Raw genomic sequence first — 23,920 nt, 5'->3', positions numbered from 1 at the left:
GTCGCGGTTCAGGCCACGTCCTCGCGGGCGGCCTCGGCGGCGTGCGCTCGCAGGGCCCGCCACACCCGCTGCGGCGTGAAGGGCAGCGCGTCGATGCGCACCCCGACCGCGTCGTAGATGGCGTTCGCGATCGCGGGGAGCGACGGGTGGAGCGGCCCCTCCCCCGCCTCCTTGGCGCCGTAGGGTCCTTCCGGGTCCACCGACTCGACGATGAGCGCCTCGAACTCCGGGCAGTCCATGGACGTGGGGATCCGGTAATCGAGGAGGGACGGCGCCGTGTGCAGACCGCCCTCGACCTCTCCCTCCCGGAACAACTGCTCTTCGAAGATCGCTTCCGCGAATCCCATGTAGGCCGAGCCCTCGATCTGGCCCTCGACGAGCACCGGGTTGAGCGCGCGCCCACAGTCGTGCGCGACCCAGATGTTCTCCACGTTGACGACTCCGGTGTCCTCCTCTACCTCCACCTCGGCCACGTGCGCGGTGAAGGAGTAGGCCGGGGAGGAGCCGATCGTCCCTCCGCGGTACTCTCCGTGGACATCCTTCGGGGTGTTGTAGGAGCCGACGGCGCCGAGGAGCCCGAACTTCGCCTCGGCGAGGTTGAAGGCCTCCGAGATCGGGAGCCTTCGGTCCGCATCTTCCGGGGCTTCGGCGTCGAACGCCCAGCCCCGGGCCAGGCGCACCCGGCCGGCGGGCACGCCCCACGCCTCCGCGACCGCCTCCGTCACCTGCGCGCGGAGGGTCCGGCAGGCCTCGACGCAGGCGTTCCCCACCATCACGGTCTCGCGCGACGAGTACGCGCCGAGGTCCACGGGCGTGAGGTCGCTATCGGCGGAGAACACCCGCACGTAGTCGAGCGGCACGCCGAGTTCCTCGCAGGCGATGTAGGCCATGGTGGAGTCGGAGCCCTGCCCGATCTCCGACGCTCCGTGCAGGACCGTGACCCGGCCGGAGCGTTCGATCTGCACCTGCACCGCCGCCTGGGGCATCTCGTTCGGGTAGATGGGATAGTTGGTGCCGGAGATGTAGGAGGACGCGGCCACGCCGAGACCCCGGCCGCCGGGCAACTGCCGGTAGCGCTTCTTCCAGTCGCTCGCCCGCTCGACCGCCTCGAGGCACTCCAGGAACCCGTTGGAGCGCACCTTGAACTCGTTCACGGTCCGGCCCGTGCCCATGAAGTTGCGACGGCGGAGTTCGAACGGGTCGAGGCTGAGCTTCTCGGCCAGCTTGTCGAGCGAGATCTCGTACGCGAAGCGCGGCTGCACCGAGCCGTGGCCGCGCTTGGGGCCGCACGGGGCGACGTTCGTGTACACGCGGGTCGAGTCGAAGCGGTACGACTCGATGTGGCAGGGCGACGTGAGAAGCTGTCCCGAGTAGTACGTGGTCACGAGACCGAACGACGCGTAGGCGCCGCCATCGAGGATGGTCTTCGCATCGAGCGCCATCAGCTTGCCGTTTCGGGAGGCGCCGAGCCGGTACTTCATGCGCATCGGGTGGCGGCCGCGGTGCGAGTAGAACACCTCCTCGCGCGTGTAGAGGATCTTCACCGGACGGCCGGTGCGCATGGCGAGGAGTGCCACGCAGAACTCGAGGTCGAAGGGCTCGGACTTGCCGCCGAAGGCGCCGCCCACGGCGGGCTGAACGACGCGCAGCTTCGCGACATCGTAGTCGAGCACGCGCGCGAGTTCCCGCTGCAGGTAGTGCGGCACCTGCGTCGAGGACCACACCTCCAGCAGGCCGTCCTGATTCACCTGTCCGATCGCGCAATGCGGCTCGATGGGCGTGTGCGTCGTCCCGTGGAAGAAGTATTCCCCCTCCACCGTGACGGCGGCCCGGGCCATGCGTTCGTCCACGTCCCCGAACTCGAGGTGGACGTGCTTGAGGATGTTCCCATTGTGGCCGGACTTTCGCGGCCCGTGGATGGGCTCCGTCGCCGCCTCGCCGGTCAGCGCCTCTTCGGGGGAGAGATAGACGGGGAGCGACTCGTATTCGACGTGGATCAGCTCCAGCGCCGCGTTCGCCGTGTCCTCGTCCACCGCAGCCACCGCAGCCACCGCATCGCCTATGAAACGGACCTTGTCGACGCACAGCGCGTGTTCGTCCCGGGTCCAGGGGATGATCCCGTACGGCGTCGGCATGTCGCGGCCCGTGATGACGCCGTGTACGCCTTCGAGCGCCTCGGCGGCTGACGTGTCGATGGAGACGATGCGGGCGTGCGCCTCCGTGGAGCGCAGGATCTTCCCGTGCAGCATCCCCGGCAGGATGATGTCGTCGGTGTAGATCTCGCGGCCGGTCGTCTTGCGCAGCCCCTCGACCCGGCGCGCACGGCGACCCAGCGCCGTGAATTCGGCGTCGGCGAGCCCGGGGAGCCTGTCCGGATCCTCCGCGGCCGCCTTCTGCGCGGGCGTCAACTCGTGCGGGTGCATGGCCCAGGCATCAGTTGCAGGTGGAGGGGTCCACCGTGATCGTGACGGCCTTCACCGTAAGCGTCGCCCCTTCCCGGTCCCAGTTGATCAGCGCGTTGGCGCCCAGTCGCCTCGCGTCCGCCACCAGCTTGCCGATCGCCTCGCGGAGTCCCGCCACGGAGCCCGCCCCGCCATCCAGCCTGCGCCCCCCGGATTGGAGCGCGGCGATCTCTGCGGAGCTGACCCGCATGACCCGCGACACCAGGGGAACGGCCGCCTCCACCTCACCGTGCTCTTCCTCCCGGGGGCACGCCTCAAGCTCCCCCCAATCGGAGTCGCAGCGCAGGAGGCCCAATCCCCGCATACGGCCGTCAGGGTCCACGCGGAAGTCGGGACAGGCCCACAGACGGTCGTCAGCGCCGGCATCCGTCAGCGAGAAACCGAGGTCCACCCGCAGGAAATCGTCCGTGAGCGTCGCGACGACGACGGCCCCACCCAAATCCGCCACGCTGGGTTGGACCGACGCCTCGACACCGAGCGGAACATGGCAGAGCACGTAACCGCCGTCGAGCGCGGTCTGTCCCTCGCTCCGCCCCGCGTCACCATCGTTCTCCCACGTCGCGACGACCGTCGCGCCGGGCAGGCCGATGCCCGCGTCCGCGTCCGAAACGAGACCCCAAAGTGCGCCCGTGCCGGGCTGCGCATCCGGGCAGATCTCGTCGAGCTCCTGGGCGATCGCACCGCTCGCGGCGAGAGCCAACGCCGGCACGGCCCCCAGGAGTGTGGCCCCGAATCGTCTCATCGTCTCCAGCTTTCCGGCGGTGGCGGAAATCGGACCACCCCGGGTCGCCGGCGTCGGGGTGGTAACCAAACCACGTTAACTGTTGCTCAGCGAGGGGTCACGCTCCCGCGCCGATCGCGGGATCCGTCGGGCCGGCATCTCAATTCGCCGCCACGGCGTGTCGGTGCGGTCATCGGTCCGCGGCCTCCTCGAGCATGGCGTCCAGTGCGGCCCGGTCGAGCCATTCGCCCCGCCGCACCACTCCCGCGATCCGGCGCGTGTTTCCGATGGCTTCCAGGGGGCTGCCCTCCAGCAGTACAAGGTCGGCGGGGCTCCCCTCCGCCACCATGCCGGCGCCCTCGCCCCGCGCGAGGAAGCGGGCCGGGTTGACCGTTGCGCTCTGCAACGCCTCGTACGGCGAAAGTCCCGCAGCGACCAGTTCCTCCAACTCGCGATGAAGGGCGAAGCCGAGCGGCGGAGTGTCGGTGCCGGCCATCACGGGGGCGCCGACGGCCACCAGCGCGCGGATCACGGAATCGGCCACCCTGAAACCCTCCATCGCGGCTTCGAAATCGTCCGGCGTGAAGTTTGCTCATCCACGGGATCGACATGCGCTCAGTGTAGGACTTGAGCATGTCCCCGGTCATGTGCGACGCCTCTTCCGTAGCGAGATAGGCGTCGATCAGGCGATCCGGCTTGTGGATCATGCGGACCGAGAGCGTCGGCACGTTCCACGCGCCGGCCTCCCGGGTACGCTCGGCGAGCGCCGGGATCCGCGAGGGGTCTCCGTTTGCTTTGCTGGAACATCCGGGGCCTGCGCTGCGCGGACGGTAACTCGAGCGGGGCTCGTCGTGCTCCTACCTCTCCCACGGGTCAGCCGTCGCTCGACGATCCTCTGTTTATCGAGGTCATGGGCTCGTGACGGCCTGATGCAGCTCCGTCACGCACTCAGCGATCATGTCACCGACCAGCTCGGCTTCCGGCGTATCGGCATCCGGCAGGCCTCTCATCCCGCTGTGAGAGGGGTCGGCTTCAAACCCACCTTGGGTCTCTAACGGATCATGCACGAATCGAAGGTCTTCGAGCTCTTCGCGCAGGTGTTGTTTCGTGCGACCCGCATGCAATTCGGCGAAACGCCCCTTGCGACTCAGCCGCAATCGACCTAGGCGCCGCACCTGGCGAAGTTGCCCCGACCGAGATTGATCGTCAAAGCATTCGAGCCAATGAACGGACAGGCTTGCTTCACCCGGCCGTAGCTGGAACGCCGGGCCACCCACGGAGCCATCTTCCTCAACCAATGTCGGTTTCGTGTAACGGACCACGTGGTGGTCGTCCGGCAGATCGTCGTCGCTCATCCGGCCATGAGTGCTTCGAGTCCGAACGCTCGAATCTGCTTCCTAACGCCATGCAATGTGTCCTTGCCCGCAACCCGAGAAACGTCCGTACCTCCTTGTCGACGTTTGAATATCACGTAGCTCGCGTCTTGGCCACCGCGGAACTGGATCCCGACATGACTCCCATCATCACCTCTCCAAGTTGCCCGGAGATTGCCGTTGTCCAGGAGCACGAGAGAAGCTCTTCGCGGATATGCGTTTGACTTGACGAAATCAGAAAACGCGGTCTGGGATGCGGTACTCAGCGTGATTCCATCTTCTTCGCCGTATTCGCGCAGGACTGCGACTCGTTGCCGGTATGCGTTTAGTGCGTCTGGCAATCTGCTCAACGCAGACCATGGATGCGGCTCGTGGTCGATCAGAAGATTTGTGCGTGAATACGCTGGTGCCGAGCGGCTGGGTAGACGGAACGGACGAGCTTCGGGTCCTTCCCGAGAAGTGTCACGATACGTCACGAACGGCGGAGCGTCGGGGGATCGGAGCACCGTCATCCATTACCTTCCGCTTGCGGCTTGGTGCGTGAATCAAGAGGGGGGTGCCCCTCTTCGGAGGGCGACTGAAGTCTGACGGTGACCTTGCTCATGTGGAGATCCACGGTTCCGATGGCACTCTCGGGGCTCACTTCAAAAAACACATGATACTCCCGCTGCGGTTCCGACTCCGTTGGTTCCAGCCAAAGATTCGTCTTCTTGAGAATATCGTGCAAAGAGATATGAATTTGCTCCCCTGCCAGCAGATAGAAAACGACCGTCTTGAAGGACGAATCTTGCATGTAGACGTTCTTCACCTCGTACTCGTGCGAGGAGTGTTCGTCCGGCCCGTATCTCATGCCCTCCGCCTTTGGTCGTCCACGTCCCGCAGGATGGTCCCGCGTCAAGGTTAGCCGATCTCCCAGTGCCGGGGAAGCGCGACAAAGACCCGGGACCATTCGGTGCCAAGCTCACGTAACCGGCGCAAACCGGATCGCGTGCTGGAGGCGTGTCCTACCCTCGTTGGCGAGCACACGTTCCCGGAAAGTCGTCCGGGCCGGAGCCTCGCCCCGCAAGGGTTTACGCCCCCGCAAGGACTCCCAGCACATCGGTGAGAAGCCACCAGGCCCCGACGGCGAGGATCGCGGCGGGGATGACGAAACGGAGCCAGTAGTAGAGCCAGATCGGCGGCACCCCCCGCTTCGGGCGCCGATCCTCGCCCGTCGCGAGTTGCCGCAGCACTTCCGAGCGGTCGAGCGCCCACCCCACCGCGACGACCGAGAGGAGAGCACCCAGCGTCTGGAAGCCCGACCCGAAGGTAAGGTCCCAGGGCGTGAACACGCTCATGTTGATCATCGGGGGGAGCGCGAACACGAACACCACCGCGGTCGTGAGGGTCACGGCGCGAGACCGGTCGAGGCGCGTGTTGTCGGTCACGCCGGCCACCAGCACCTCCAGCGCCGCCACATCCGACAGGTAGGCGCCGCCGAACAGCGCCAGGAAGAAGAGCGTCCCGAACACGGCGCCGGCCGGGATCTGAGCGAAGACCTGAGGCAGCGTGGCGAAGAGGAGGCCCGGTCCGCTCCCCGGCTCGAGGCCGAACGCGAACACGGCCGGGAAGATGACGAGGCCGGCCAGCAGCCCGGCGCACAGGTCGCCGCCCGCCGTGAGGACGGCGTTGCCCCGTAGCGGATCGTTCCGGTTCAGGTATGAGCCGTACACGACCATGAACGTCCCGCCCAGCGAGAGGCTGAAGATGGCCTGGCCGAGCGCCGCCAACATGACGGGCGGCGTGAGCGCCCCCGGGTCGAACGCGCCGAGGTACCAGCGCAGACCCTCGCCGGCGCCCGGTAGCGTGAGCGAGCGGACGATGAGGATGACGAGTCCCGCGAGGAGCGCCGGGACGATGAAGCGGCTCGCCTTCTCGATCCCGCCCCGCAGGCCCCTTCGCAGCACCGCGGCGCAGGTGAGGAGGACGACGCCGGTGCAAACGCACTGCAACAGGAAGGAGCGGAGCAAGAACCCGTCCTCCGGAGGGAGGATCGCCGCGGCGTCGAGTTCGATCCCGACGCCGGAGAGCAGCCCGGCCAGGGCGTGGTACAGCACCCAGCCGAGCGCGTTCGAGTAGTAGCCGGTGGCGGCGGTGACACCGACGAAGAAGATCCAGCCGAGGACGCGGCCGAAGGGGAGCCCGGCCGACTCGAACGCGCCGACCGGGCCGCGGCGGGTGTGCCGGCCCAGGGTCCATTCGGCCATGAGCGCGGGGACGCCGATCAGCACCACGGCGAGGACGTAGAAGGCCACGAAGGGGGCGCCGCCGAACTGCCCGACCATGTACGGGAAGCGCCACACGTTCCCGAGGCCGACCGCGACGCCGATCATGGTCGCCAGCAGCCCGAAGCGGGAGCCGAACGTCTCGCGTCTGTCTCGTTCCATCCGCCGCCTCTAGCTTGGTGCGCCTGTGGCAAGCCGCTGCCCGGCGTCCTCGTCAACGCGCTGAGGGGCGAAACCTTGCGGGACGGGCCGGCCGAGAGAAAGGGACGTGCGCGTGAAAGCCCCCTGGTTCCGCCGCTATCTGCTCCCGGGCCTCGTCTTCCAGTCGGCGGTCATCGCCGGCGGATACGGCACGGGCCGCGAGAACGTCGAGTTCTTCCTCTCGATCGGGCCCACTCCCGGGCTCGCCGCCATGGCGCTCTCGACGGCGATCTGGAGCGCGGTGTGCGCGGTCACCTTCGAACTGGCGCGCCAGTTCCGGAGCTACGAGTACCGGAACTTCTTCAAGCGGCTGCTCGGCCCCTCCTGGACGCTGTTCGAGGTCACCTACGTGCTGCTGACGCTCCTCGTGCTGGCGGTCATCGGCGCGGCGGCGGGCTCGATCGCGGACGAGACGTTCGGGCTCCCCTACGCCCTCGGCGTTATCGTGGCCCTCGGGTCGGTCGCGCTCCTCCTCTTCTACGGGAGCGTGACGATCGAGCGCTTTTTCGCCGGCTGGTCATTCGCGCTCTACGCCGTGTACGTGGGGCTCGTCGTGTGGTCGCTGATTCGCTTCGGATCCATGCTGGGCGAGAGCTTCGCCGCGAGCCCGCTCGAGGGGAGCTGGGTCGTGAACGGGATACGGTACGGCGGCTACAACCTCTCCGCGGCCGCGGTGGCGCTGTTCACCGTGCGCCACATCCAGACCCGGAAGCAGGCCGTGTGGGCCGGCCTGCTGGCCGGCGTCATCGGGATGCTGCCGGCGTTCTTCTTCTACCTCGCCATGGTGCCGCACTACCCCGCGATCGTGAACGCGACGGTCCCCTCGAACCTCATCCTCGAGGCGCTCGGGTCGAGGACCTTCCAGATCGCCTACCAGGTCATCCTCTTCGGCACCCTCATCGAGACCGGGACGGGGATGATCCACGCCGTCAACGAGCGGCTGGCCGCCACCCGGCGTGAACGGGGCGCAGGGCTGCCCAGCTGGGCCCGACCGGCGGTCGCGGCGGTCTTCCTCGGGATCGCGCTGTCGCTCACGCCGCTCGGCCTCATCGACCTCATCCGGCAGGGGTACGGGACGATCACGTGGGGGTTCATCGTCTACTACGTCCTGCCCGTCCTCACCGTCGGCGCCTGGCTCGCCTTCAGGAAGCGGCGAGAGACGCAGGGCGGGACGCAGGGCGCGGAGGGCGCCGCTTGAACACGCGCGCCATCCTCACCGGCCTGGCGCTGGGGCTGGGCCTCGGGGTCGCCGCCTCCGCCACCGGATCCCCGGCGCTGCTGCGGGCCGCCGAGGCCGTGGATCCCCTCGGCCAGGTCTTCCTGCGCGCGATCCAGATGGTCGTGATCCCCCTCGTGGCGGCGATCGTGTTCGTCGGCGTGGGACGGATCGGGAACCTGCGCAAGCTGGGGCGGATCGGGGGGCTGGCGGTGGGCTTCTTCTGGGTCACGACGCTGCCGGCGATCCTCATCGGGATGGGCGTGATGCGGGTCGGGCTCTCCTTCACCGCCCCGGTGGCGCCTCCGACCGATGTGGCCGAGATCGCGACCGAGGCGCCGGGCGTGGTCGACTTCCTCGTCAACCTCGTCCCGCGGAACCCGATCCAGGTCGCGGCGGACGGGGCCCTCCTCCCGCTCCTCATTTTCATGGTCCTCTTGGCCGCGACGACGACGACGCTCCCGAAGGAGAAGCAGGAGATCCTCACCTCCTTCGCCGACACGGTGAGCGAGGCCCTCATCAAGCTCATGAACTGGGTGCTGTGGACGGCGCCGGTGGGCGTGTTCGGGCTCGCGGCGCCGGTCACGGCGCGCACGGGGATGGCGATGCTGCAGAACCTCGGCGTGTTCATTCTCGCCGTCGTGGTCGGCCTGTTCATCATGAAGGCGCTCATCCTGCTGCCGCTGGTCCGGTTCATGGGAGGGATGCGGGCGGGCCGCTTCATCCGCGGGACGGTGGGGACCTATACGGTCGGCTTCAGCACGACGACATCGGTGGGGACGCTGCCGATGATGCTGCGGGAGGCGGAGAAGCTGGGCCTGTCCAGGAGTAGTTACAGGCTGATCCTGCCGCTCGCGGCATCGATCAACCGTCCGGGCAGCGCGCTCTTCCAGGGCGCATCGCTCGTCTTCCTCGCGTCGATGTACGGGGTATCCCTGGGGCCGGCGCCCGTGGCCGCCGCGGTCCTCGCGACCTTCCTCGCGGCGATGACGGTGGCGCCGGTGCCCAGCGCCAGCATCGTATCGCTGGCGCCGGTCCTCAACGTCGTGGGCGTGCCGCTCGCCGGACTCGGCATCCTGCTCGGGATCGACCGGGTGCCGGACGTGTTCCGCTCGGCGGCGAACGTCATCGGCCACATGGCCGCGACGACGACGGTCGATGCGATGACGCGCCGTGATGAAGAAACGACGGGGCCTGAAGAGGAGACGGAGGACGGATGACGAGACTTCCCGCCAGCGGGCCGCTGCCGAGGCCCCGGGACCCCGAGGAGGGACGCGAGACGCTGCGCGCGGAGGCGATCCCGGCTCCCGATGTCCAGCGTGTCCGCCTGCGGGCGTTGGAGTTCACGTCGTTGTGCCCGCTGACGGGACAGCCGGATTTCGGAAGGGTGACGATCGACTACGAGCCTGGCGACCGCTGCCTGGAATCGAAGGCGCTCAAGTTCTACTTGTGGTCCTTCCGGGACGAGGGGGAGTTCTGCGAGACGCTCGCGGCCCGGATCGCCGACGATGTGGTCTACGCAGTGCAACCGCGCTGGGTGCGTGTCGACGTGGAACAGAATGTTCGCGGTGGGATCGAGATCATCGCCACCGCCGAGCGTGGAGAGCTGCCCGCGGAAGACAGCCATCGGATCCACTGACGCGTCATGCGCGCATCATGCATGGGCGCTTGACTCTCCAGTGAGCGCCTCCACCAGATCTGCGCGACGAAAGGCGGCGGACAATCGCTGCAGGGTACGCTCTCGATCCTTGAACAGAGGCTCCAGTGCCGTCTCGATGTCGCTCTCGGCCCTAGCAGCGTAATCTTCCGCCCGAGCCGCGATTAATTCCTTCGCCTGATCGTACGTTTGATGGTTCAGCCTCTGGAGTTCTTCGACCGATAGGCCCATGTCCGCCAGCAGGAACCCGCCCATAAGCATGGCGACGAACCGCGAACCATACGCCAGAAAATCCGGTGCGTCCGGTGAAGGACGCTTGCGACGATTCTCCGCATGCCTGAGCAGCAGAGCCGCCGCCACCGCCTGCGCCCCGTTTAGATCCTCGGTGAAGATGGTGTTGTACAGTGCCCCAAAATGTTCTCTCCTCAAGAACCTCGCTTGATGCGGCCTCTCCCGCCAAACGGCGAGCACCGCCTCCGCAACAACGGCGCTCGTGAAGTCCTTTGACGACACGGAGCGGTCCTCCCGTTTCGTTCGATACCGATACCCCAGCCCCGCGATCGACTCGCCGAGGGCCTTCTGTCGAGCGTCGTTCGACTTCAGGTCTCTGAGATCGACGGGGTTCTGACTGTTGGTGGCGAACGTGATGGATTCCACCAGTTCCTGGTCTTCCGACTCCAGCTCGTAGATGCGCACAAGCACTTCCGCCGCCCCGACGTCAAGGCCCGTATCCCTGGCCGTCCGCTGAACGGTGCGCGCCGTCTGCCCGCCATTCACGATCTGGAAGTCGCCGAGTCTCACTCGCCAGTCACCCCTCTTGAGTGCGTTGTGCCGGAACTTCGAGCATGTGATCGTGATTCCGTTGTTGAAGAAATAGAAATTCCCGCGCTGCGCCTCATCCCGAAGCGTGGCCGCCACGGCCTCATTGACCCGGTTACCGGCGAGGCCCAAGTAGCGACGGATGTTACGCTCGAACAGACGATTGCCGTGAAGTTCAGTGAGCCGTGCGAGCTCCGAGACGGACATGCGTCCGACCAAGACGCGTCGATAATCAAAGGTCTCGACGATCGCGTCGCCCACGAGCTGGAGGTCCGCAGAAATCTCTTTCGGCGTTTGCAGTTGGCGGAGTATTTCCTCGGATCCGATATGACGCCACTCGACTTGCGATCCGAAATCCGCCCGCGCACGGTCAATGCGGTCGTCTGCCTCCGACGACCAACGCCGACCATTGTTTGCGGCGATCACAGTAACATGTGGTATCGCACCGGCCCTGACAAAGGATCGGATGTCCTCAACGCGCTGCTCTAGCCGGTCATTCAGGCTAACATTCTTCGCGGGATCGAAGAGCGTCCCGATCGCGTCGATCAGCGCGGCGATTCCGGTTTCCGGGAACCCGGACCGTCCATCAAGACGGTTGCGGTATTTTCCCTGCATCAAGACAATGGGAAGCTCACCGTCCTCTGGTGGGTCGAAGTAGATCGCGTCGACTCCGAAGTCGTGGGCTCCATCGACGATGCCGTCGAATGCCTCGTCGTCCGTAAAATCGAAGAGGGTCTTGGCCACTAGGAAGAGGAGAGCGGCGGAGCGTTTCCTCCGTTCGTCATTGCCCATGCCGAGTTCTTCGGTGAGGATATCCGAGTGCTCTTCGACGATCCCCCTAACGCGCTGGTCGATGATCTGTGTCGCGAGGTTCATTACGTTTCTCTTCTGGCCTAGCTATAGGACACTTCACGCGCCGACTGCGGGCTCATTCGACCGCACCCACGAGGCTACGAGGCGATGCCTGCGTTCGCGCGGTTTGACTTCCGACAAGGTATCCTTCAGAGAGGGACTCGCCACCTTGAACTCTTGGCGTCAGGGCGCGCGGCGCACGGCGCGGCCCGGGCGGGCGCCGGTCGGCGCCCCGGCGGACCACGTCTCGACGCCGCCGAGCCACACGCTCTCGATGCCCGTCGCCTGCCGGGTCCCGTAGTCGAAGGTCGAGCGGTCGATCACGCGTTCCGGGTCGAAGATCGTCAGGTCCGCCCGGGCTCCGGCGCGCAGCACCCCGCGGTCCGCGAGTCCCAGCCGCCGCGCCGGCATCGAGGTCGCGCGCGCCACCGCCCGCTCCAGCGTCAGGATGCCCCGCTCCCGGGCGTAGTGGCCCAGCACGCGCGGGAAGGTCCCGGCGCCGCGCGGGTGCGCGCTGCGGACGCCGCCGTCGCTCGCCGTCATCACCCACTCCGACGCCATGAAGGTGTCGACGTCGTCTTCGTTCATGGTGTGGCCGATGAGCCCCGAGCCGCCGTTCTCCATGATCCACATATAGGCTTCGACCTCGGTCATCTCCTTGAGCCGGGCGATCTCGTCCAGCCTGAGCCCGTTCAGTTCCGGCTCGGGCTCGAAGGCGACGATCTGGAGCCGGCCCCCTCCCCCGGCGGCCTCGATCCCCTTCGCCACGGAGTCGGGGTTCGAGAACATCCTCGAGCGGACCACGATGGCGAGCCCCGACTGCCAGGCCGCGTACGGATACTGATCCGCCGTCACGTCGAGGCCCGCCTCGTTCGCCTCCCGGATCCGCTCCAGCACATCCGGCGCGCGCCCCCACACGGAGGCGTTCCCCGCCTTTATGTGGGAGATCTGCACGGGGAGGCCCGCCTCGCGACCGATGCGGATGGCTTCGTCGACCGCATCGAGGAGTCCCTCCTCCTCGTCCCGCATATGCGACATGTAGAAGCCGCCGCGGTCCGCGGCGGCCCGGGCCAACGCGATGAGTTCGCCGGTGGAGGCATAGAAGCCGGGGTCGTACTCGAGCCCGCTCGAGAAGCCGAACGCGCCCTCCCGCATGCCGCGCTCAACGCGCACCGTCATGTCCGCGATCTCGGCGTCGGTCGCGGTGCGGCGATACTCGTCCCCCAGCACGGCCCCGCGCACGGTCCCGTGTCCGACGAGCGTCGCGACGTCCACCGTGGGCCGGAGTTCGTCGATTCGTTCGAGGTAGTCGGAGATCGGCCACGGCGAGGAGCCGTCCGCTCCGACGACGATCGTCGTGATCCCCTGCGCGAGTTGCGTCGTGGCCAGCGGCGAGTCGAACAGGCGGGTCGTGGAGTGGTTGTGGATGTCGATGAAGCCCGGCGCGAGCACGAACCCGCCCAGATCCCGACGCTCAACGCTCGGCGGGGCGTCAATGGAGCCCGGCGCGCCCACGGCCGCGATCCGGCCCGCCTCGATGAGGAGGTCGCCGACGTAACCCGGGGCACCCGTCCCGTCGATGATCGTCGCGTTCGTGAACAGGACCGTGGCCGCTTCCGCCGGAGCGTCCGACGCCGCCTGCGCGCCGACCTCATGCGCCGCCCCGAACCCCGCTGTGGCCGCGAGTACCAGCGCCGCCGGCAAGGGGTGGCCGCGCCCGCGGACAACGTCGTGCTTCGTTCGATCAGGCATATCGCGTTACTTTCTCCCGCCGTGAGCCGGACCCCGGTGAGACAAGGGAAGAATAGAGGGAGAACCGATGGGAAGATATGCAACTCCGGCCGGATCCTCGGCCTCGATCGAACGCGGGTCCGCACGCCTGCTTGTTGTGGCCGCCGTGGCGACAGTCGCCTTGGCGACGCCCGCGGCGTTGGCCGCGCAGGCCGAAGCGGTCGGGGAGACGCCGCTCAAGGTCGGCGTCATCAACGTCGACGCCGTCGCGCTTCAGTCCCCCGCCGGCCAGGCGTTTCAGCAGGAACTGGCGGCGTTTCAGGAGGAGGTCCTGATCGAGCTTCAGGCCCGGCAGGAGACGGTGCGCGAGATCGAGGCGCGCATCGCCGAGGCGGACAGCCTTTCCGTCGAGGAACGGCGGGTGCTCGAGCGCGAGTACCAGGACGCCCTAACCGAGTTTCAGCGCTTTCAGCAGGACAAGCAGGAAGAGGCGACGGTGCTCCAGGGCGAGGGCCAAGCCCGGATCCGGGAGGAAATCGGCCCCGTGATCGCGGCGATCCAGTCGGATCTCGGCTACGATCTCGTGCTGAATTCGACGAGCCCGATCATCCTCTTCTTCAGCGAGCGCATCGACCTCACGCAACTCGCCATCGAGCGCCTGGAGGCCGGCTCGCCGTAGCAGGCGGGCTCGCCGTAGCAGACCCGGTCAGCCGGGAAGGGGACCGGGAAGCTTCACGAAGAGCAGATTCCGGACCCGACCGCCGCTGACCCGCATCTCCGCCACCGCGCCGTCCGGCGCGCGCTCGAAGCGTACCTCGCGCATGAACCAGCGATCCGTGACGAATTCGTCGCGGGCGCTCGGTTCGAGGACGATGTCGCCGTGTCGTATGTGGCGCGCCACGAGCCCGTCCTCCGTCGCCTCGAGGTGGTATAGCGCGTCGAGTTCCGGGCTGTAGTAGCTGCCCGCGTATCCCCCCGGCGTGGCCGCGTCGGGGGCCGGGAACGACGTGGAATCGGCCGGCGAGGCGGGCTGATCCTCTTCCTCCTCCGGCGCTTCCTCGGGGAAGACTCCGGCCAGGACGACCTCCGCCACCTGCCGCGCCCGTCCCCCCGGGTTGCCGTTCGCGACGTTCGTGAGGACGACGACCCCCACGTCCACCTCGGGATACCAGTTCACCTGACTCCGGAAGCCCGCGTCGGCGCCCCCGTGCCCGATGGTTTGCAGCCCCCGGTGCTCCCCGATGGCGAGGCCGTGCGCATAGGGGATCGTGTCCCCGCCGTTGAGGATGCCGCGCGTCTTCACCATCTCCATCACGCGCGCACCGCCGACCGTCTCGTGCCGGAAGTTGTCGAGCCAGCGCGCGAGGTCGTCCGCCGTCGTGAACAGGCTCGTCGCGCCCGCGTTCGCGTAGCTGAGGACCGCCTTGGTGTACTCCGTGTCCGTCTCCTCCCCACTACCGTCCTCCCCGTTGTCCTCGTCCGTCGGGAACGGCCGGTAGGAATAGGCCCGGTCGGGAACCATGTGTTCGTGGTCGTCGTGGAAATGCGTCCGCTCCATCCCGAGCGGACGGAAGATCCTCGACGCGGTGAATTCGGCGAAGGACATGCCGCTGACCTCTGCCGCCGTCTGCGCGAGGAGGGTGTAGCCCATGTTGGAGTAGAGGTACTCCGACCCGGGCACGAAGTTGAGTTCGCGCTGGCGCGACATGAGGCGCAGGATCTGCTCCGTCGTGATGACGTCGTCGAGGCGCCATCCGGAGATGCCGAGCAGTTGCCACTGGTCGCGGATCCCGCTCGTGTGGTGGATCATCTGGCGCACGGTGACGGGATGCTCGAACTCCGGGACGAAATCGAGCTGCGCCTGCACGGGGTCGTCGAGGGAGAGCGCCCCCTCGGCCGCGAGCATGGTCACGGACATCGCCGTGAACTGCTTCGACACCGAGGCGACATGGAACACCGTGCGGGGCGTGACGGGGACGCCGTGTTCGATCTGGGCGTAGCCGTAGCCGCGCGAATGGATGATCTCGCCGTCCCGGATGACGGACACCGAGGCGCCCGGCGATCCCGGCCGGTCGAGGTCGGCGAACACCGCGTCGATCCCGCGCGCGAGGGCGGAGGAGGAGGAGGGCGGGCCTTCGGTTCCGCCGCACGCCGCGACGAGCAGCGCCACGGCAACGCATGCGCCGGCCCCGGCGATCCGTGCGCCCGCCGGTGCGAGCATCCGCCCGCACCCGCTCATCGCCACGCCTCCACGATCCGCCGTTGGCCTAGGGATCGTGGAGTTCCACCAGCATCTCGATCTCCACGGACTGGTCGCGGGGAAGGGATGCCATCCCCACGGCGGCGCGCGCGTGCTTCGAGATCGCGGGGCCGAACACCCGCTCCATGAGGTCGGAGCAACCGTTGATGACCTGCGAATGCTGCGTGAAATCCGGAGGCGTGTTGACCATCCCGAACACGCGGACGATCCGCTTCACGCGAGACAGGTCGCCGATCTCGCGGGCGAGGGAGGCGAGCAGGCAGACGCCGACCCGGCGCGCGATCGCGTAGCCCTCCTCGACCGTGTGGTCGAGCCCGACCTTCCCCGTGTTGGTCTCGTCGAGGCCGCCGCAGGGGCCGTGGCCCGCGAGGAAGACGAGATTCCCCGTCGTCACCGCCTTCACGAAGTTGGCCGTCGGCGCGTCCGGGGCGGGGAGTTCGATCCCGAGTTCCGCGAGCCGTTCCTCGGGGGTCTGGCCGGCGACGCCGGAAGCCCCGAGCAGGAGGGCGAAGACGCCCGCGAGCGGGGAGGCGGCGCTCCGGCCCGCCCCCGCGCGGCACCGCGGCGGGAGGCGCGAGGTCATGCGGTCCCCGGCGGGTCGTGCCGGCGGGAGACGATCTCCTCGGGCGCCACGCCGGTGCGCAGGGCTTCGGCCGCGATCTCCACGGCTTCGAAGATCTTCGTGTAGCCCGTGCAGCGGCAGAGATTGCCCGACAGCGCCCGCGCGACATCCTCGCGAGCGGGGTCCGGGTCGCGGGTCAGCAGTCCATGGGCCGAGCAGAGGATGCCCGGCGTGCAGAAGCCGCATTGCGCCCCTCCCGTGAGATCGAAGGCGTCCTGGAGCGGGTGGGGTTCGGGTCCGTCCGCGAGCCCCTCGACCGTCGTGATCTCGTGGCCGACGGCCTCGTGCACCGGCATGATGCAGGAGAGCACGGCCTCCCCGTCGCGCAGCACCGTGCAGGCGCCGCAATCGCCCTTGTCGCAACCCTGCTTCGATCCCGTGAGGCCGAGGGCGTAGCGGAGGGTCTCGAGAAGGGTGTAGTGAGAGGGCACGCCGACCGTGCGCCGGTCTCCGTTCACCCGCAGTTCCACCACCGTATGCATGACGCGCAATGTTGAGCGGGCGAGTCACGGCCGGCAACCGACGGGACCGGGGCGGCGTACGCATCCCGTTTGCGCGAGCGGGGTGGCCGCTTTAGAGGTTCGGGAGATGGGAGGCGGATGCGCCGCCTTTCTGCGGACGGGAGGTGCGATGGTGTCCCGGTACATACGCGCGATCCTGCTCTCCGCCGCGGGAGTCGGCGCCCTGGCGCCCGCCGCTGCGGAAGCCCAGGAGATCCCGGTCGATCGCTGGCTGGTGTCGAGCACGGAAGTCGAGGCGGGCGAGGACCCGCTGCCCGAGTCGGCCGCCGACCGGTTCCCGGACCGCAATCTCGAGACGGATTCCGGTATCTGGAGTCTGGTCCGCCGCGACGGGGAGGCGCGGTTCGACTTCGCGGAGTGGACGGACCCCGGCGAGGCCACCCTCGCCCACGCGTATCTGAAGGCGGCGTCCGACACGGATGTCCGGCTGGCGCTGGGAGTCGAGCCCTGCGCGGGACTCCAGACGTGGCTGAACGGCCAGACGCTCCCGGAAGCGGCGCGCCCCCGCGAGGTGCGGCTGGCGAGCGGCTGGAACACGCTGCTCGTCGTCCTCGACGGGGAGCCCGGGTGCGACCGGTCGCTCTCGGCGACCCTGTCGCACGAGACGGGACCGAATCAGCGGAACGCCCCCGCCTCGGTCCGGGTGGCCGTGCAGGCGTCCCGTCCCCCCGGCATGCGGCGGAACTACCCCGAGGGCGCCGTGACCGTCTCGGCACCGCGCGTGACGGCGCTCGCCTGGAACCCCGGCCGGGAGGACCTCGAGGCCGCGATCCGTTACGACCTCGCGAGCTGGGGTCGCGAGGGTGGCGACGCGGGCACCGCCGTGGATGCCCCGGGGGTCCAGCGACCGGGGGCGCCGCGACCCGGGGGTCCGCCGGCGAGTCCGTTCGACGCCCCGCGCCGGGGCGGCGCTGGCCCCCCCGGGGAAGCCGCGGGCGACGATGACACGGGCCCCACGGACCCGGAAGGGATGCGCGCGAGCATGATCGCGACGCTGCTGGGCCGCCCGGAAGTCAGGGAGCCCGCGCCGCGCGACGGATCGGTCGAACTGCGCCTGGGCGACGCGTCGTTTGTCGGGGCGGGTAGCGATCTCCGGCCGGGCAGCCCGGTCTCCTTCAACGGCTCCCTGCCGTTCCGGTCGCTCCGCGAGGCGGCGCTGCGCGAGAACGGGATGCGGGCGGAGTTCCGCTGGCGGGACGGTGACGCCGAAGGCGAAGGCCGCATGCCCGCGGCGCCGGTGCTGCAGGCCCTGCACGGGCCGCTCGATCTGGGCCTCGCGGCCGGCCCGGACGGCATATGGCGCGGCCAGTTGCGGGTTCCCGACGCCCTCGCCGGCTTCACGGTTCGGGGCCTGGAGGGTTCGTGGTCCGTCGATGGGGCCGCCGCCGAAGACGCCGTGCTGTGCGCCCCCTGCGAGCGCGGCCGACGGGTCGAGGTCGAGTTCAGAGCGTCAGGCGAGTCGCCGGACGGGAAGCCGCGGGCGCGTATCGTGGACCGTGGCTTCCCGGATCTCGCCGAGGGTACCGGCGTGTCGGCGCTGGAACTGCTACGGGCGCTGGAAGGCGACAACCGGCGCTACCGGGGACTCGTCGGCGGATAGCGGACCCGTTCAGTCCTTCGGGGCGTCCTCGGCGGGCGTCGCCGACGGGGCGTCGGCGGGCTCGGTGGTGGGAGGGGCGATCACCGGCTCCGGGCGCGGTTTCGGAGCGAAGTTCGGGCGCGAGGAGTCCGTCGACCAGGGATCGATGAACTCCTCCGCGGGATCGACCATGTCCCGGGGGACGGGTGGCGCCTGCTCCTCGACCACGGCCCCGGCCGTTTCGTCCGTGCCGGCTTCGGCGGCGCCGTCGTCCGTGTCCGCGTCCTCCTCGTCCGCACCCCCGCTCGCCGTGGCGACGGTCCCGGCGATGGTGGCGCCGCTCGCTGCCGCCCCCGGCTTCGGCGGGGCGGGCGGGGATTTCCACTGCGTCTCGCGGCCCGCCGCCTCGAGTTCGCGCTGGATCTCGTTCATCCCCTTCCGGAACTCGCGGATCCCCTTCCCGATCGTGCGGGTGATCTCCGGGAGGCGGCGCGGTCCGAACACGATGAGCACCAGCATCGCGATGAAGAGGACCTCGCCGAATCCGAATCCGAATTCGATCAGCATCGGGCCGGCCGCGCGCGGTTCAGGGTGCGAGCGCCTTCAGCACGTCCTTGCCGTAGAACGTGCCGATATACTTCGCCTGCACCGGCGTGACGCGTCGCACTGCCCAGATCAGCTCGACGTGATTCGGTTCCCGCGGCTCGGCGAGCAGCGCGAACCCGCACTCGCCCGGGAGCCGGTCCGCCTTCTTCAGGTTGCACTTGCTGCAGGCGGTGACCACGTTCCGCCACCCGTTGTCTCCCCCACGCGAGAGAGGCTTGACGTGATCGCGGGTCAGCGACTCGCGGTAGCCCAGCGCCTGCCGGTGACGGCCGCAGTACTGACAGCGGTATGCGTCGCGCGCGAACAGGAACGTGTTCGTGACCTGGCGGCGGAAACGGCGCGGGATCTGGATGTAGCGCGCGAGCCGGATGACGACGGGCGTGTCCATGCGGACGCGCTCGGAACGGATCGGACGTGCCGAATCCACCTCCAGGGCGTCGGCCTTCCGGTCGATGATGAGGCGGACGGCGCGCCGGACCGGGATGATCGTCAGCGGCTCATATGAAGCGTTCAGGGCCAGGCAGCCCATGAGTGACTCCCCGTTGGAGTTCGTGGCGAAAAACAAGCAACCCGGCCGCAGCGTGTCAAGCAACCTGCCCGGCAAACCGCCCGGCGAGGCGTCCGGCGATGACCGGATTCGCACGGCCACGCGGGCGGTGAGTTCCGCCGGAGTGTGCGAAGTGGCGGTGGCGCGGACTTTCCTCGGCACGCTCGCCTATTCGATTCCGGCCTCGCTCGTCGGCGCCGTGACCCCGGGCGTCCGCGTGCGGGTGCCGCTCGGCGGCGGGGTCGAGTTGGGTGTCGTGGACCGCATGGGGCTCAGGGAAGACCGGACGCGGCGGCCGCGCCTCCGCGACCTTCGCGCCGTCCTCGACAAGACGCCGGTCGTCGATGCGGCCGTGCTCGAACTGGGCCGCTGGATCGCCGACTATTACGTGGCGCCGCTGGGGGCGGTCCTGAAGGCGGCGCTCCCCCCGGGCCTGCTCGTCGGCCGCTCGGGGCGCGGCGATGCGAGCCCCGGCGTACGGACCGAACGCGTCCTCAAGCTGGCTCGCGAACTGAAGACGCTGACCGAGCGTGAGCGTCTGTTCGGCCACGCCCACCGCCAGCGCGAACTCTACGAAACGCTCGAGGCCGCGGGGGGACAGGCCGCGCTGCGCCACCTCACGAAGCAGCTCGGATTCGGCCGCTCCGTGCTGAACGGGCTCGTCACCCGCGGGGTCGCCGAGATCGTGGAACGGGAAGTGGAGCGCGACCCGTTCGGCGGGCCGGTCGAGCCCGAGAGGCCGATCACCCTGACCCCGGCCCAGGAACGGGTCGTGGCGGCGCTCGAGCGGCTCGGCGCGGTCGACGGCGGGGAGGTCGCGCTCCTGCGCGGCGTGACGGGGTCGGGGAAGACCGTGATCTATCTCGATGTGCTCGAGCGACAGCTCGCGAGGGGCCGCTCGGGGATCTTCCTCGTCCCGGAGATCGCGCTCACGCCTCAGATGGTGCGGCGCTTCCGCGCCCGGTTCGGCGACGCCGTCGCCGTCCTGCACTCCGGTCTGTCGCGCGGGGAGAGGTTCGACGCCTGGCGCGGCCTGCGCGAAGGGAGGAAACGCATCGCGATCGGTCCCCGGTCGGCCGTCTTCGCGCCGGTCCGGAGGCTGGGGGCGATCATCGTCGACGAGGAGCACGAGAGCAGCTACAAGCAGTCCGATGTCCCGCGCTATCACGCCCGCTCCGTCGCGGTGATGCGCGCCCGCATGGAAGGGGCCCTGTGCGTCCTCGGCTCCGCGACGCCGGCGCTCGAGAGCTGGGCGAACGCGCGCGAGGGACGATACCACCTGCTCGAACTCGAGGAGCGCGTCACCGGCCACGGGCTGCCGCCGGTCGCACTCGTCGACCTGCGGGCCGCTGCGGAGGACGAGGCGCCCGCCGACGCCGACGCGGGCCCCCGGATCTTCTCCCGCCGCCTGCGCGACGCGATCGATGTCCGGCTCGAACGGGGGGAGCAGACGATCCTCTTCCTCAACCGGCGGGGCTATGCCTCCTTCGCGGAATGCGCCGCGTGCGGTCACGTGTGGAGCTGTGACGCCTGCTCCGTCACGCTCACTTATCACCGGAGACGCCGCCAGCTCGTCTGTCACCATTGCGGGTCCACCGCGCCGCCGCCCGACCGGTGCGACAACTGCGGCGCGCCCACGCCGGGGTACGCGGGGGTCGGGACCGAGCAGGTCGAGCGGCGCGTCGGCGAGCTGTTCCCGAGCGCGGGACTCGCGCGCATGGATCTCGACACGACCGGATCCAAGTGGGCGCATGCCGAGATCCTCGAGGCGTTCCGTCGCCGGGAGGTGGATATCCTCCTCGGGACGCAGATGATCGCCAAGGGTCTCGACTTCCCGCACGTCACCCTCGTCGGTGTGATCAACGCGGACGTGGGCCTGCATCTGCCGGATTTCCGCGCCAGCGAACGCACCTTCCAGCTCCTCGAGCAAGTCGCCGGACGGGCCGGGCGCGGCGACACGCCGGGTGAGGTCCTCGTCCAGACGTCGCGTCCCGGGCACTACGCGCTGACCGCCGCCGCCGCGCACGACTACGTCGGTTTCGCGTCGCGCGAACTCGGGGACCGGCGCGAACCGGGATACCCGCCTCACCGCCGGCTCGCGAATCTCGTCGTATCCGGGACGGACGAATCGCGGGTCGTTGACGCGGCGGAGGCACTCTCCGAGTGGACGCGCGCGCTGATTCGGGACCGGCGGCTGGAGGGGATCGACGTCATAGGGCCGGCCCCCTGCCCGATCGATCGGCTCAGGAAACGGTGGCGGTGGCATTTCCTGCTCAAGGCCGACCGCGCCGGGACGCTGGGGGGGGTCCTTCGCTTCCTCGGGGAGCGGCGGGGGCAGCCCGGGTCGGGGTTGCGTCTGGAGATCGACCGCGACCCGGAAGCGCTGCTCTGACCCGGCGGCGGAATCCGGGCCGGGGGGCGGCTTGTTTGCAGGCCCAGGGGCCATGCAAGTTATGCGGTTGAATTCCCTTCCTGCGCAGGAGCGACCATGAGCGAGGCGAGCACCCGGAAGATCCGGGTCACGGTTCGGGCGGTCCAGATTCTCGATAGTCTGGATGTGGACAAGATCGGCGAATTCATCTTCTGGTCCAGTGTTTCGAGCGATGGCGGCCCTTCCGTCGAACGGCGGTATCCCGCCAAGGGACACATGAAGATCTCTGAGGAGCCGGTCTTCAACCGGGCCGTCCTGAACTGGGTGATCTTCGAGGGAGAAGTCACCGATCACCTGTCGGTCGAACTGAAGGGCGAAGAGGAAGACCGCTTCGGCGGAAACGACTTCCTGACCACGTACGAGCGCGAGTTCAAGGGTCCGGCCGCCGACTGGCTGGGCGCCTACGGGCCGGGGGAGGACACCGGGGACGACGACGACGATGACGACCCGGAGATGATGAGCGACTGGCGGGTGACGCTGCGCATCGAAGCCGCGTGATCGTCTCCCGATCCAGGCCTGGGACGGGCGTCGTGTTCGCTTCGCGGCTGGCTTCGGCCCTGACGCTGGTCCTCGTGCTCGCGGGGTGCGGCGGCCGGTCGCTTCCACCCGGCGCCTCCGCGGAGGCACGGGCCGCCTTCGAGGAGTGTCGTTCCCTGCAGCACGACGAGAAGCAGGCCTGCTACGAGCGCCACCTGCTCGACGAACTCGATCGGGCCGGAGTCGGCCCCGCGCTCGGGATGCTGGAGACGGTCGCGGTCGGCGACCTGTCCGTCGAGGCGCAGGGGCATGTGTACACGCACGCGATCGGGATCGAGGCCTACTCGCCCGAAACCCCGTTCGAGGATGTGTTCAGCGAGTGCACGGTGCTCTTTCAGTCGGGGTGCTACCACGGCGTCGTGCAGTCGCACTTCATCGCTTCCGGCGCCGCGGATGCGGAACAGGTGGTCGAACTCTGCGGGCCCTTCGAACGCGAGCCCGTGGACCGCTGGATCCTGTTCCAGTGCCTGCACGGTCTCGGACACGGCCTCACGATGTACTACGGGCACCATCTCCCGATGGCGCTCGAGGGCTGTGACTTCCTGACGAACGACTGGAACCGGGAGTCGTGCTACGGCGGCGTGTTCATGGAGAACGTGGTGAACGCGACGGATCCGCATCATCCCGCCTCGGAACTCCTCCTGGCGGAGGGCGACGGGAGAGGGCGAAGGCGGGGGCGAAGGGGAGGACGGGCACGGGGCGCACGGTGCGCACGACCCTGCGGCCATGGCGATGACCGAGGCGCTCGAGGCGCTCGAGCCGTGGGAAGCGCTTCGGGCCGATGACCCGCACTATCCGTGCTCGGTCCTGGACGAGCAGTATCTGAACGCCTGCTACATGATGCAGACGTCGGCCATGCTGTGGCACAACGGAGGCGATGTCGCCGACGCGGGCACCTCCTGCCTCGATGCCCCCGAGGGTTGGCGCGAGCTCTGCTTCGCGAGTCTCGGCCGCGACATCAGCGGCCGCACGGTGCTGGACCCGGACGAGGGGTTGCTCGAGTGCCGCAAGTCCCCCGAAGAGTTCCGCGAATGGTGCTACGTGGGGCTGGTCAAGAACTACGTGGACGTGACGGCCACGACCGCGGAGGGGTTCGCCTTCTGCCGGCGCGTCGAACCGTGGGCCCAAGTGCGCTGCTACGAGGCGGTGGGAGAGCAGTTGCTCGGGCTGTACTCGGATGAGAGCGGACGCCGGGAGGAGTGCATCGCCGCCCGGGAGGAGTCGGAGGAACTCGAACAGGCGTGCCTGCGAGGCGCGCGGATCCCTATCGACTAGTCGTCCCGGCCGGGGGCCCGCCGTGCCTCGCCGCCCCCGGCTTCCTTGACTTCCCGCATGAACCGTCTCAGGAGCCGCTCGTCGAGCAGGATCGCGTCGACCAGCGGCGCGACGGCGGCCGCCTCATCGATCGCGTGGGCGTCGCGGACGTGGACGACCTGCACGAGCGAGACGCCGGGGAGTAGATCGCGCAGGCGGCGGAGCGCGTCCGGCGCCACCCGCGCTGCTGGGCCGCGATGCCGGCCG

At 68.8% G+C, this 23,920-nt stretch carries 23 protein-coding genes; 9 read left to right on the top strand and 14 right to left on the bottom strand.

Features of this window, described 5'->3' with window-relative positions; translation table 11 throughout:
• Positions 1–8: 8 nt before the first annotated feature.
• The 6 genes from ACOQPP_RS14160 to ACOQPP_RS14135 form a co-directional block, all read right to left on the bottom strand.
• On the bottom strand, positions 9–2,423 hold the full coding sequence (locus ACOQPP_RS14160; protein WP_419165866.1) for a xanthine dehydrogenase family protein molybdopterin-binding subunit: 2,415 nt from the start codon (positions 2,421–2,423) through the stop codon (positions 9–11).
• 10 nt (positions 2,424–2,433) lie between these two features.
• Positions 2,434–3,204, bottom strand: a complete 771-nt coding sequence (locus ACOQPP_RS14155) for a hypothetical protein (protein ID WP_419165867.1) — start codon at positions 3,202–3,204, stop codon at positions 2,434–2,436.
• A 169-nt stretch (positions 3,205–3,373) separates the two neighbouring features.
• Positions 3,374–3,727: an amidohydrolase family protein gene (locus ACOQPP_RS14150; RefSeq protein WP_419165868.1), complete on the bottom strand. Its 354-nt coding sequence runs from the start codon at positions 3,725–3,727 to the stop codon at positions 3,374–3,376.
• Positions 3,728–4,091: 364 nt separating this feature from the next.
• Positions 4,092–4,538, bottom strand: coding sequence for a hypothetical protein (locus ACOQPP_RS14145; RefSeq protein ID WP_419165869.1), 447 nt, complete (start codon positions 4,536–4,538; stop codon positions 4,092–4,094).
• 526 nt (positions 4,539–5,064) lie between these two features.
• Entirely contained in the window at positions 5,065–5,364 is a 300-nt protein-coding gene (locus ACOQPP_RS14140) for a hypothetical protein (RefSeq protein WP_419165870.1), read from the bottom strand.
• Between the two features lie 262 nt (positions 5,365–5,626).
• Positions 5,627–6,982, bottom strand: coding sequence for a sodium-dependent transporter (locus ACOQPP_RS14135; protein ID WP_419165871.1), 1,356 nt, complete (start codon positions 6,980–6,982; stop codon positions 5,627–5,629).
• A 112-nt stretch (positions 6,983–7,094) separates the two neighbouring features.
• Here ACOQPP_RS14135 and ACOQPP_RS14130 point away from each other — a divergent pair, with 112 nt between their 5' ends.
• The 3 genes from ACOQPP_RS14130 to queF are packed head-to-tail and all read left to right on the top strand — an operon-like array spanning position 7,095 to position 9,876.
• Positions 7,095–8,219 carry a hypothetical protein gene (locus ACOQPP_RS14130; RefSeq protein ID WP_419165872.1) on the top strand — a complete coding sequence of 375 codons (1,125 nt, stop codon included), beginning with the start codon at positions 7,095–7,097 and terminating at the stop codon, positions 8,217–8,219.
• Positions 8,216–9,457, top strand: a complete 1,242-nt coding sequence (locus ACOQPP_RS14125; RefSeq protein WP_420636764.1) for a dicarboxylate/amino acid:cation symporter — start codon at positions 8,216–8,218, stop codon at positions 9,455–9,457. The genes ACOQPP_RS14130 and ACOQPP_RS14125 overlap by 4 nt, the downstream gene beginning before the upstream one ends.
• A complete protein-coding gene (queF, locus tag ACOQPP_RS14120; protein WP_419165874.1) occupies positions 9,454–9,876 on the top strand; it encodes a preQ(1) synthase in 423 nt (140 codons plus the stop codon). Before ACOQPP_RS14125 ends, queF begins: the two co-directional genes overlap by 4 nt.
• 15 nt (positions 9,877–9,891) lie before the next feature.
• Here the strand turns inward: queF and ACOQPP_RS14115 are convergent, their stop codons facing one another.
• Together ACOQPP_RS14115 and ACOQPP_RS14110 are read right to left on the bottom strand one after the other, a co-directional pair.
• On the bottom strand, positions 9,892–11,589 hold the full coding sequence (locus ACOQPP_RS14115) for an AIPR family protein (RefSeq protein WP_419165875.1): 1,698 nt from the start codon (positions 11,587–11,589) through the stop codon (positions 9,892–9,894).
• 159 nt (positions 11,590–11,748) lie between these two features.
• Positions 11,749–13,317: an N-acyl-D-amino-acid deacylase family protein gene (locus tag ACOQPP_RS14110; protein WP_419165876.1), complete on the bottom strand. Its 1,569-nt coding sequence runs from the start codon at positions 13,315–13,317 to the stop codon at positions 11,749–11,751.
• A gap of 67 nt (positions 13,318–13,384) precedes the next feature.
• Here ACOQPP_RS14110 and ACOQPP_RS14105 point away from each other — a divergent pair, with 67 nt between their 5' ends.
• Complete coding sequence (locus ACOQPP_RS14105; RefSeq protein WP_419165877.1) at positions 13,385–13,975, top strand: OmpH family outer membrane protein; 591 nt, start codon at positions 13,385–13,387, stop codon at positions 13,973–13,975.
• A gap of 27 nt (positions 13,976–14,002) precedes the next feature.
• On the opposite strand, the gene ACOQPP_RS14100 is transcribed toward ACOQPP_RS14105, so the two are convergent.
• Genes ACOQPP_RS14100 through ACOQPP_RS14090 form a run of 3 tightly spaced genes read right to left on the bottom strand, consistent with a single transcriptional unit; the run spans position 14,003 to position 16,660 of the window.
• On the bottom strand, positions 14,003–15,535 hold the full coding sequence (locus tag ACOQPP_RS14100) for a serine hydrolase domain-containing protein (protein ID WP_420636763.1): 1,533 nt from the start codon (positions 15,533–15,535) through the stop codon (positions 14,003–14,005).
• A 28-nt stretch (positions 15,536–15,563) separates the two neighbouring features.
• A complete protein-coding gene (locus ACOQPP_RS14095; protein ID WP_419165879.1) occupies positions 15,564–16,139 on the bottom strand; it encodes a RidA family protein in 576 nt (191 codons plus the stop codon).
• Complete coding sequence (locus tag ACOQPP_RS14090) at positions 16,136–16,660, bottom strand: (2Fe-2S)-binding protein (protein ID WP_419165880.1); 525 nt, start codon at positions 16,658–16,660, stop codon at positions 16,136–16,138. Before ACOQPP_RS14090 ends, ACOQPP_RS14095 begins: the two co-directional genes overlap by 4 nt.
• A gap of 151 nt (positions 16,661–16,811) precedes the next feature.
• Between ACOQPP_RS14090 and ACOQPP_RS14085 the strand changes: the two genes are divergently transcribed.
• The gene (locus ACOQPP_RS14085; protein WP_419165881.1) at positions 16,812–18,299 is read left to right on the top strand and encodes a hypothetical protein; all 1,488 of its coding nucleotides are present in this window, start codon (positions 16,812–16,814) and stop codon (positions 18,297–18,299) included.
• 9 nt (positions 18,300–18,308) lie between these two features.
• Here ACOQPP_RS14085 and ACOQPP_RS14080 read toward each other — a convergent pair whose 3' ends face one another.
• Positions 18,309–18,845 (bottom strand): Sec-independent protein translocase subunit TatA/TatB, encoded by a 537-nt coding sequence (locus ACOQPP_RS14080; RefSeq protein ID WP_419165882.1) that lies wholly within the window; start codon positions 18,843–18,845, stop codon positions 18,309–18,311.
• 19 nt (positions 18,846–18,864) lie between these two features.
• Positions 18,865–19,413: an HNH endonuclease gene (locus ACOQPP_RS14075; protein WP_419165883.1), complete on the bottom strand. Its 549-nt coding sequence runs from the start codon at positions 19,411–19,413 to the stop codon at positions 18,865–18,867.
• Positions 19,414–19,435: 22 nt separating this feature from the next.
• On the opposite strand from ACOQPP_RS14075, the gene priA reads away from it, so the two are divergent.
• The 4 genes from priA to ACOQPP_RS14055 all read left to right on the top strand — a co-directional run bounded on the left by priA (position 19,436) and on the right by ACOQPP_RS14055 (position 23,674).
• Positions 19,436–21,823, top strand: a complete 2,388-nt coding sequence (gene priA / locus ACOQPP_RS14070; protein ID WP_420636762.1) for a replication restart helicase PriA — start codon at positions 19,436–19,438, stop codon at positions 21,821–21,823.
• Positions 21,824–21,919: 96 nt separating this feature from the next.
• Positions 21,920–22,360 (top strand): hypothetical protein, encoded by a 441-nt coding sequence (locus ACOQPP_RS14065; protein ID WP_419165885.1) that lies wholly within the window; start codon positions 21,920–21,922, stop codon positions 22,358–22,360.
• On the top strand, positions 22,357–23,184 hold the full coding sequence (locus tag ACOQPP_RS14060; RefSeq protein ID WP_420636761.1) for a hypothetical protein: 828 nt from the start codon (positions 22,357–22,359) through the stop codon (positions 23,182–23,184). Before ACOQPP_RS14065 ends, ACOQPP_RS14060 begins: the two co-directional genes overlap by 4 nt.
• Positions 23,132–23,674 (top strand): hypothetical protein, encoded by a 543-nt coding sequence (locus tag ACOQPP_RS14055; RefSeq protein ID WP_420636760.1) that lies wholly within the window; start codon positions 23,132–23,134, stop codon positions 23,672–23,674. The genes ACOQPP_RS14060 and ACOQPP_RS14055 overlap by 53 nt, the downstream gene beginning before the upstream one ends.
• On the opposite strand, the gene ACOQPP_RS14050 is transcribed toward ACOQPP_RS14055, so the two are convergent.
• A complete protein-coding gene (locus ACOQPP_RS14050) occupies positions 23,671–23,892 on the bottom strand; it encodes a hypothetical protein (protein ID WP_420636759.1) in 222 nt (73 codons plus the stop codon). The two genes, ACOQPP_RS14055 and ACOQPP_RS14050, sit on opposite strands and share 4 nt — an antisense overlap.
• Positions 23,893–23,920 lie beyond the last annotated feature (28 nt).

The organism is Candidatus Palauibacter sp. (genome assembly GCF_965222475.1).
In the GTDB taxonomy this organism is placed as follows: Bacteria; Gemmatimonadota; Gemmatimonadetes; order Palauibacterales; family Palauibacteraceae; genus Palauibacter.
Note: the sequence above shows the minus strand (reverse complement) of the source record. Positions and strands in the feature narration are given on the sequence as shown.

Bases quoted from the DNA above. Each gene is read 5' to 3' on its own strand.
- ACOQPP_RS14160 (WP_419165866.1), bottom strand. From the start codon at position 2,423: ATGCACCCGCACGAGTTGACGCCCGCGCAGAAGGCGGCCGCGGAGGAT.
- ACOQPP_RS14155 (WP_419165867.1), bottom strand. From the start codon at position 3,204: ATGAGACGATTCGGGGCCACACTCCTGGGGGCCGTGCCGGCGTTGGCT.
- ACOQPP_RS14145 (WP_419165869.1), bottom strand. From the start codon at position 4,538: ATGAGCGACGACGATCTGCCGGACGACCACCACGTGGTCCGTTACACG.
- ACOQPP_RS14135 (WP_419165871.1), bottom strand. From the start codon at position 6,982: ATGGAACGAGACAGACGCGAGACGTTCGGCTCCCGCTTCGGGCTGCTG.
- queF (WP_419165874.1), top strand. From the start codon at position 9,454: ATGACGAGACTTCCCGCCAGCGGGCCGCTGCCGAGGCCCCGGGACCCC.
- ACOQPP_RS14115 (WP_419165875.1), bottom strand. From the start codon at position 11,589: ATGAACCTCGCGACACAGATCATCGACCAGCGCGTTAGGGGGATCGTC.
- ACOQPP_RS14110 (WP_419165876.1), bottom strand. From the start codon at position 13,317: ATGCCTGATCGAACGAAGCACGACGTTGTCCGCGGGCGCGGCCACCCC.
- ACOQPP_RS14105 (WP_419165877.1), top strand. From the start codon at position 13,385: ATGGGAAGATATGCAACTCCGGCCGGATCCTCGGCCTCGATCGAACGC.
- ACOQPP_RS14100 (WP_420636763.1), bottom strand. From the start codon at position 15,535: ATGAGCGGGTGCGGGCGGATGCTCGCACCGGCGGGCGCACGGATCGCC.
- ACOQPP_RS14095 (WP_419165879.1), bottom strand. From the start codon at position 16,139: ATGACCTCGCGCCTCCCGCCGCGGTGCCGCGCGGGGGCGGGCCGGAGC.
- ACOQPP_RS14090 (WP_419165880.1), bottom strand. From the start codon at position 16,660: ATGCATACGGTGGTGGAACTGCGGGTGAACGGAGACCGGCGCACGGTC.
- ACOQPP_RS14080 (WP_419165882.1), bottom strand. From the start codon at position 18,845: ATGCTGATCGAATTCGGATTCGGATTCGGCGAGGTCCTCTTCATCGCG.
- ACOQPP_RS14075 (WP_419165883.1), bottom strand. From the start codon at position 19,413: ATGGGCTGCCTGGCCCTGAACGCTTCATATGAGCCGCTGACGATCATC.
- ACOQPP_RS14065 (WP_419165885.1), top strand. From the start codon at position 21,920: ATGAGCGAGGCGAGCACCCGGAAGATCCGGGTCACGGTTCGGGCGGTC.
- ACOQPP_RS14055 (WP_420636760.1), top strand. From the start codon at position 23,132: ATGACCGAGGCGCTCGAGGCGCTCGAGCCGTGGGAAGCGCTTCGGGCC.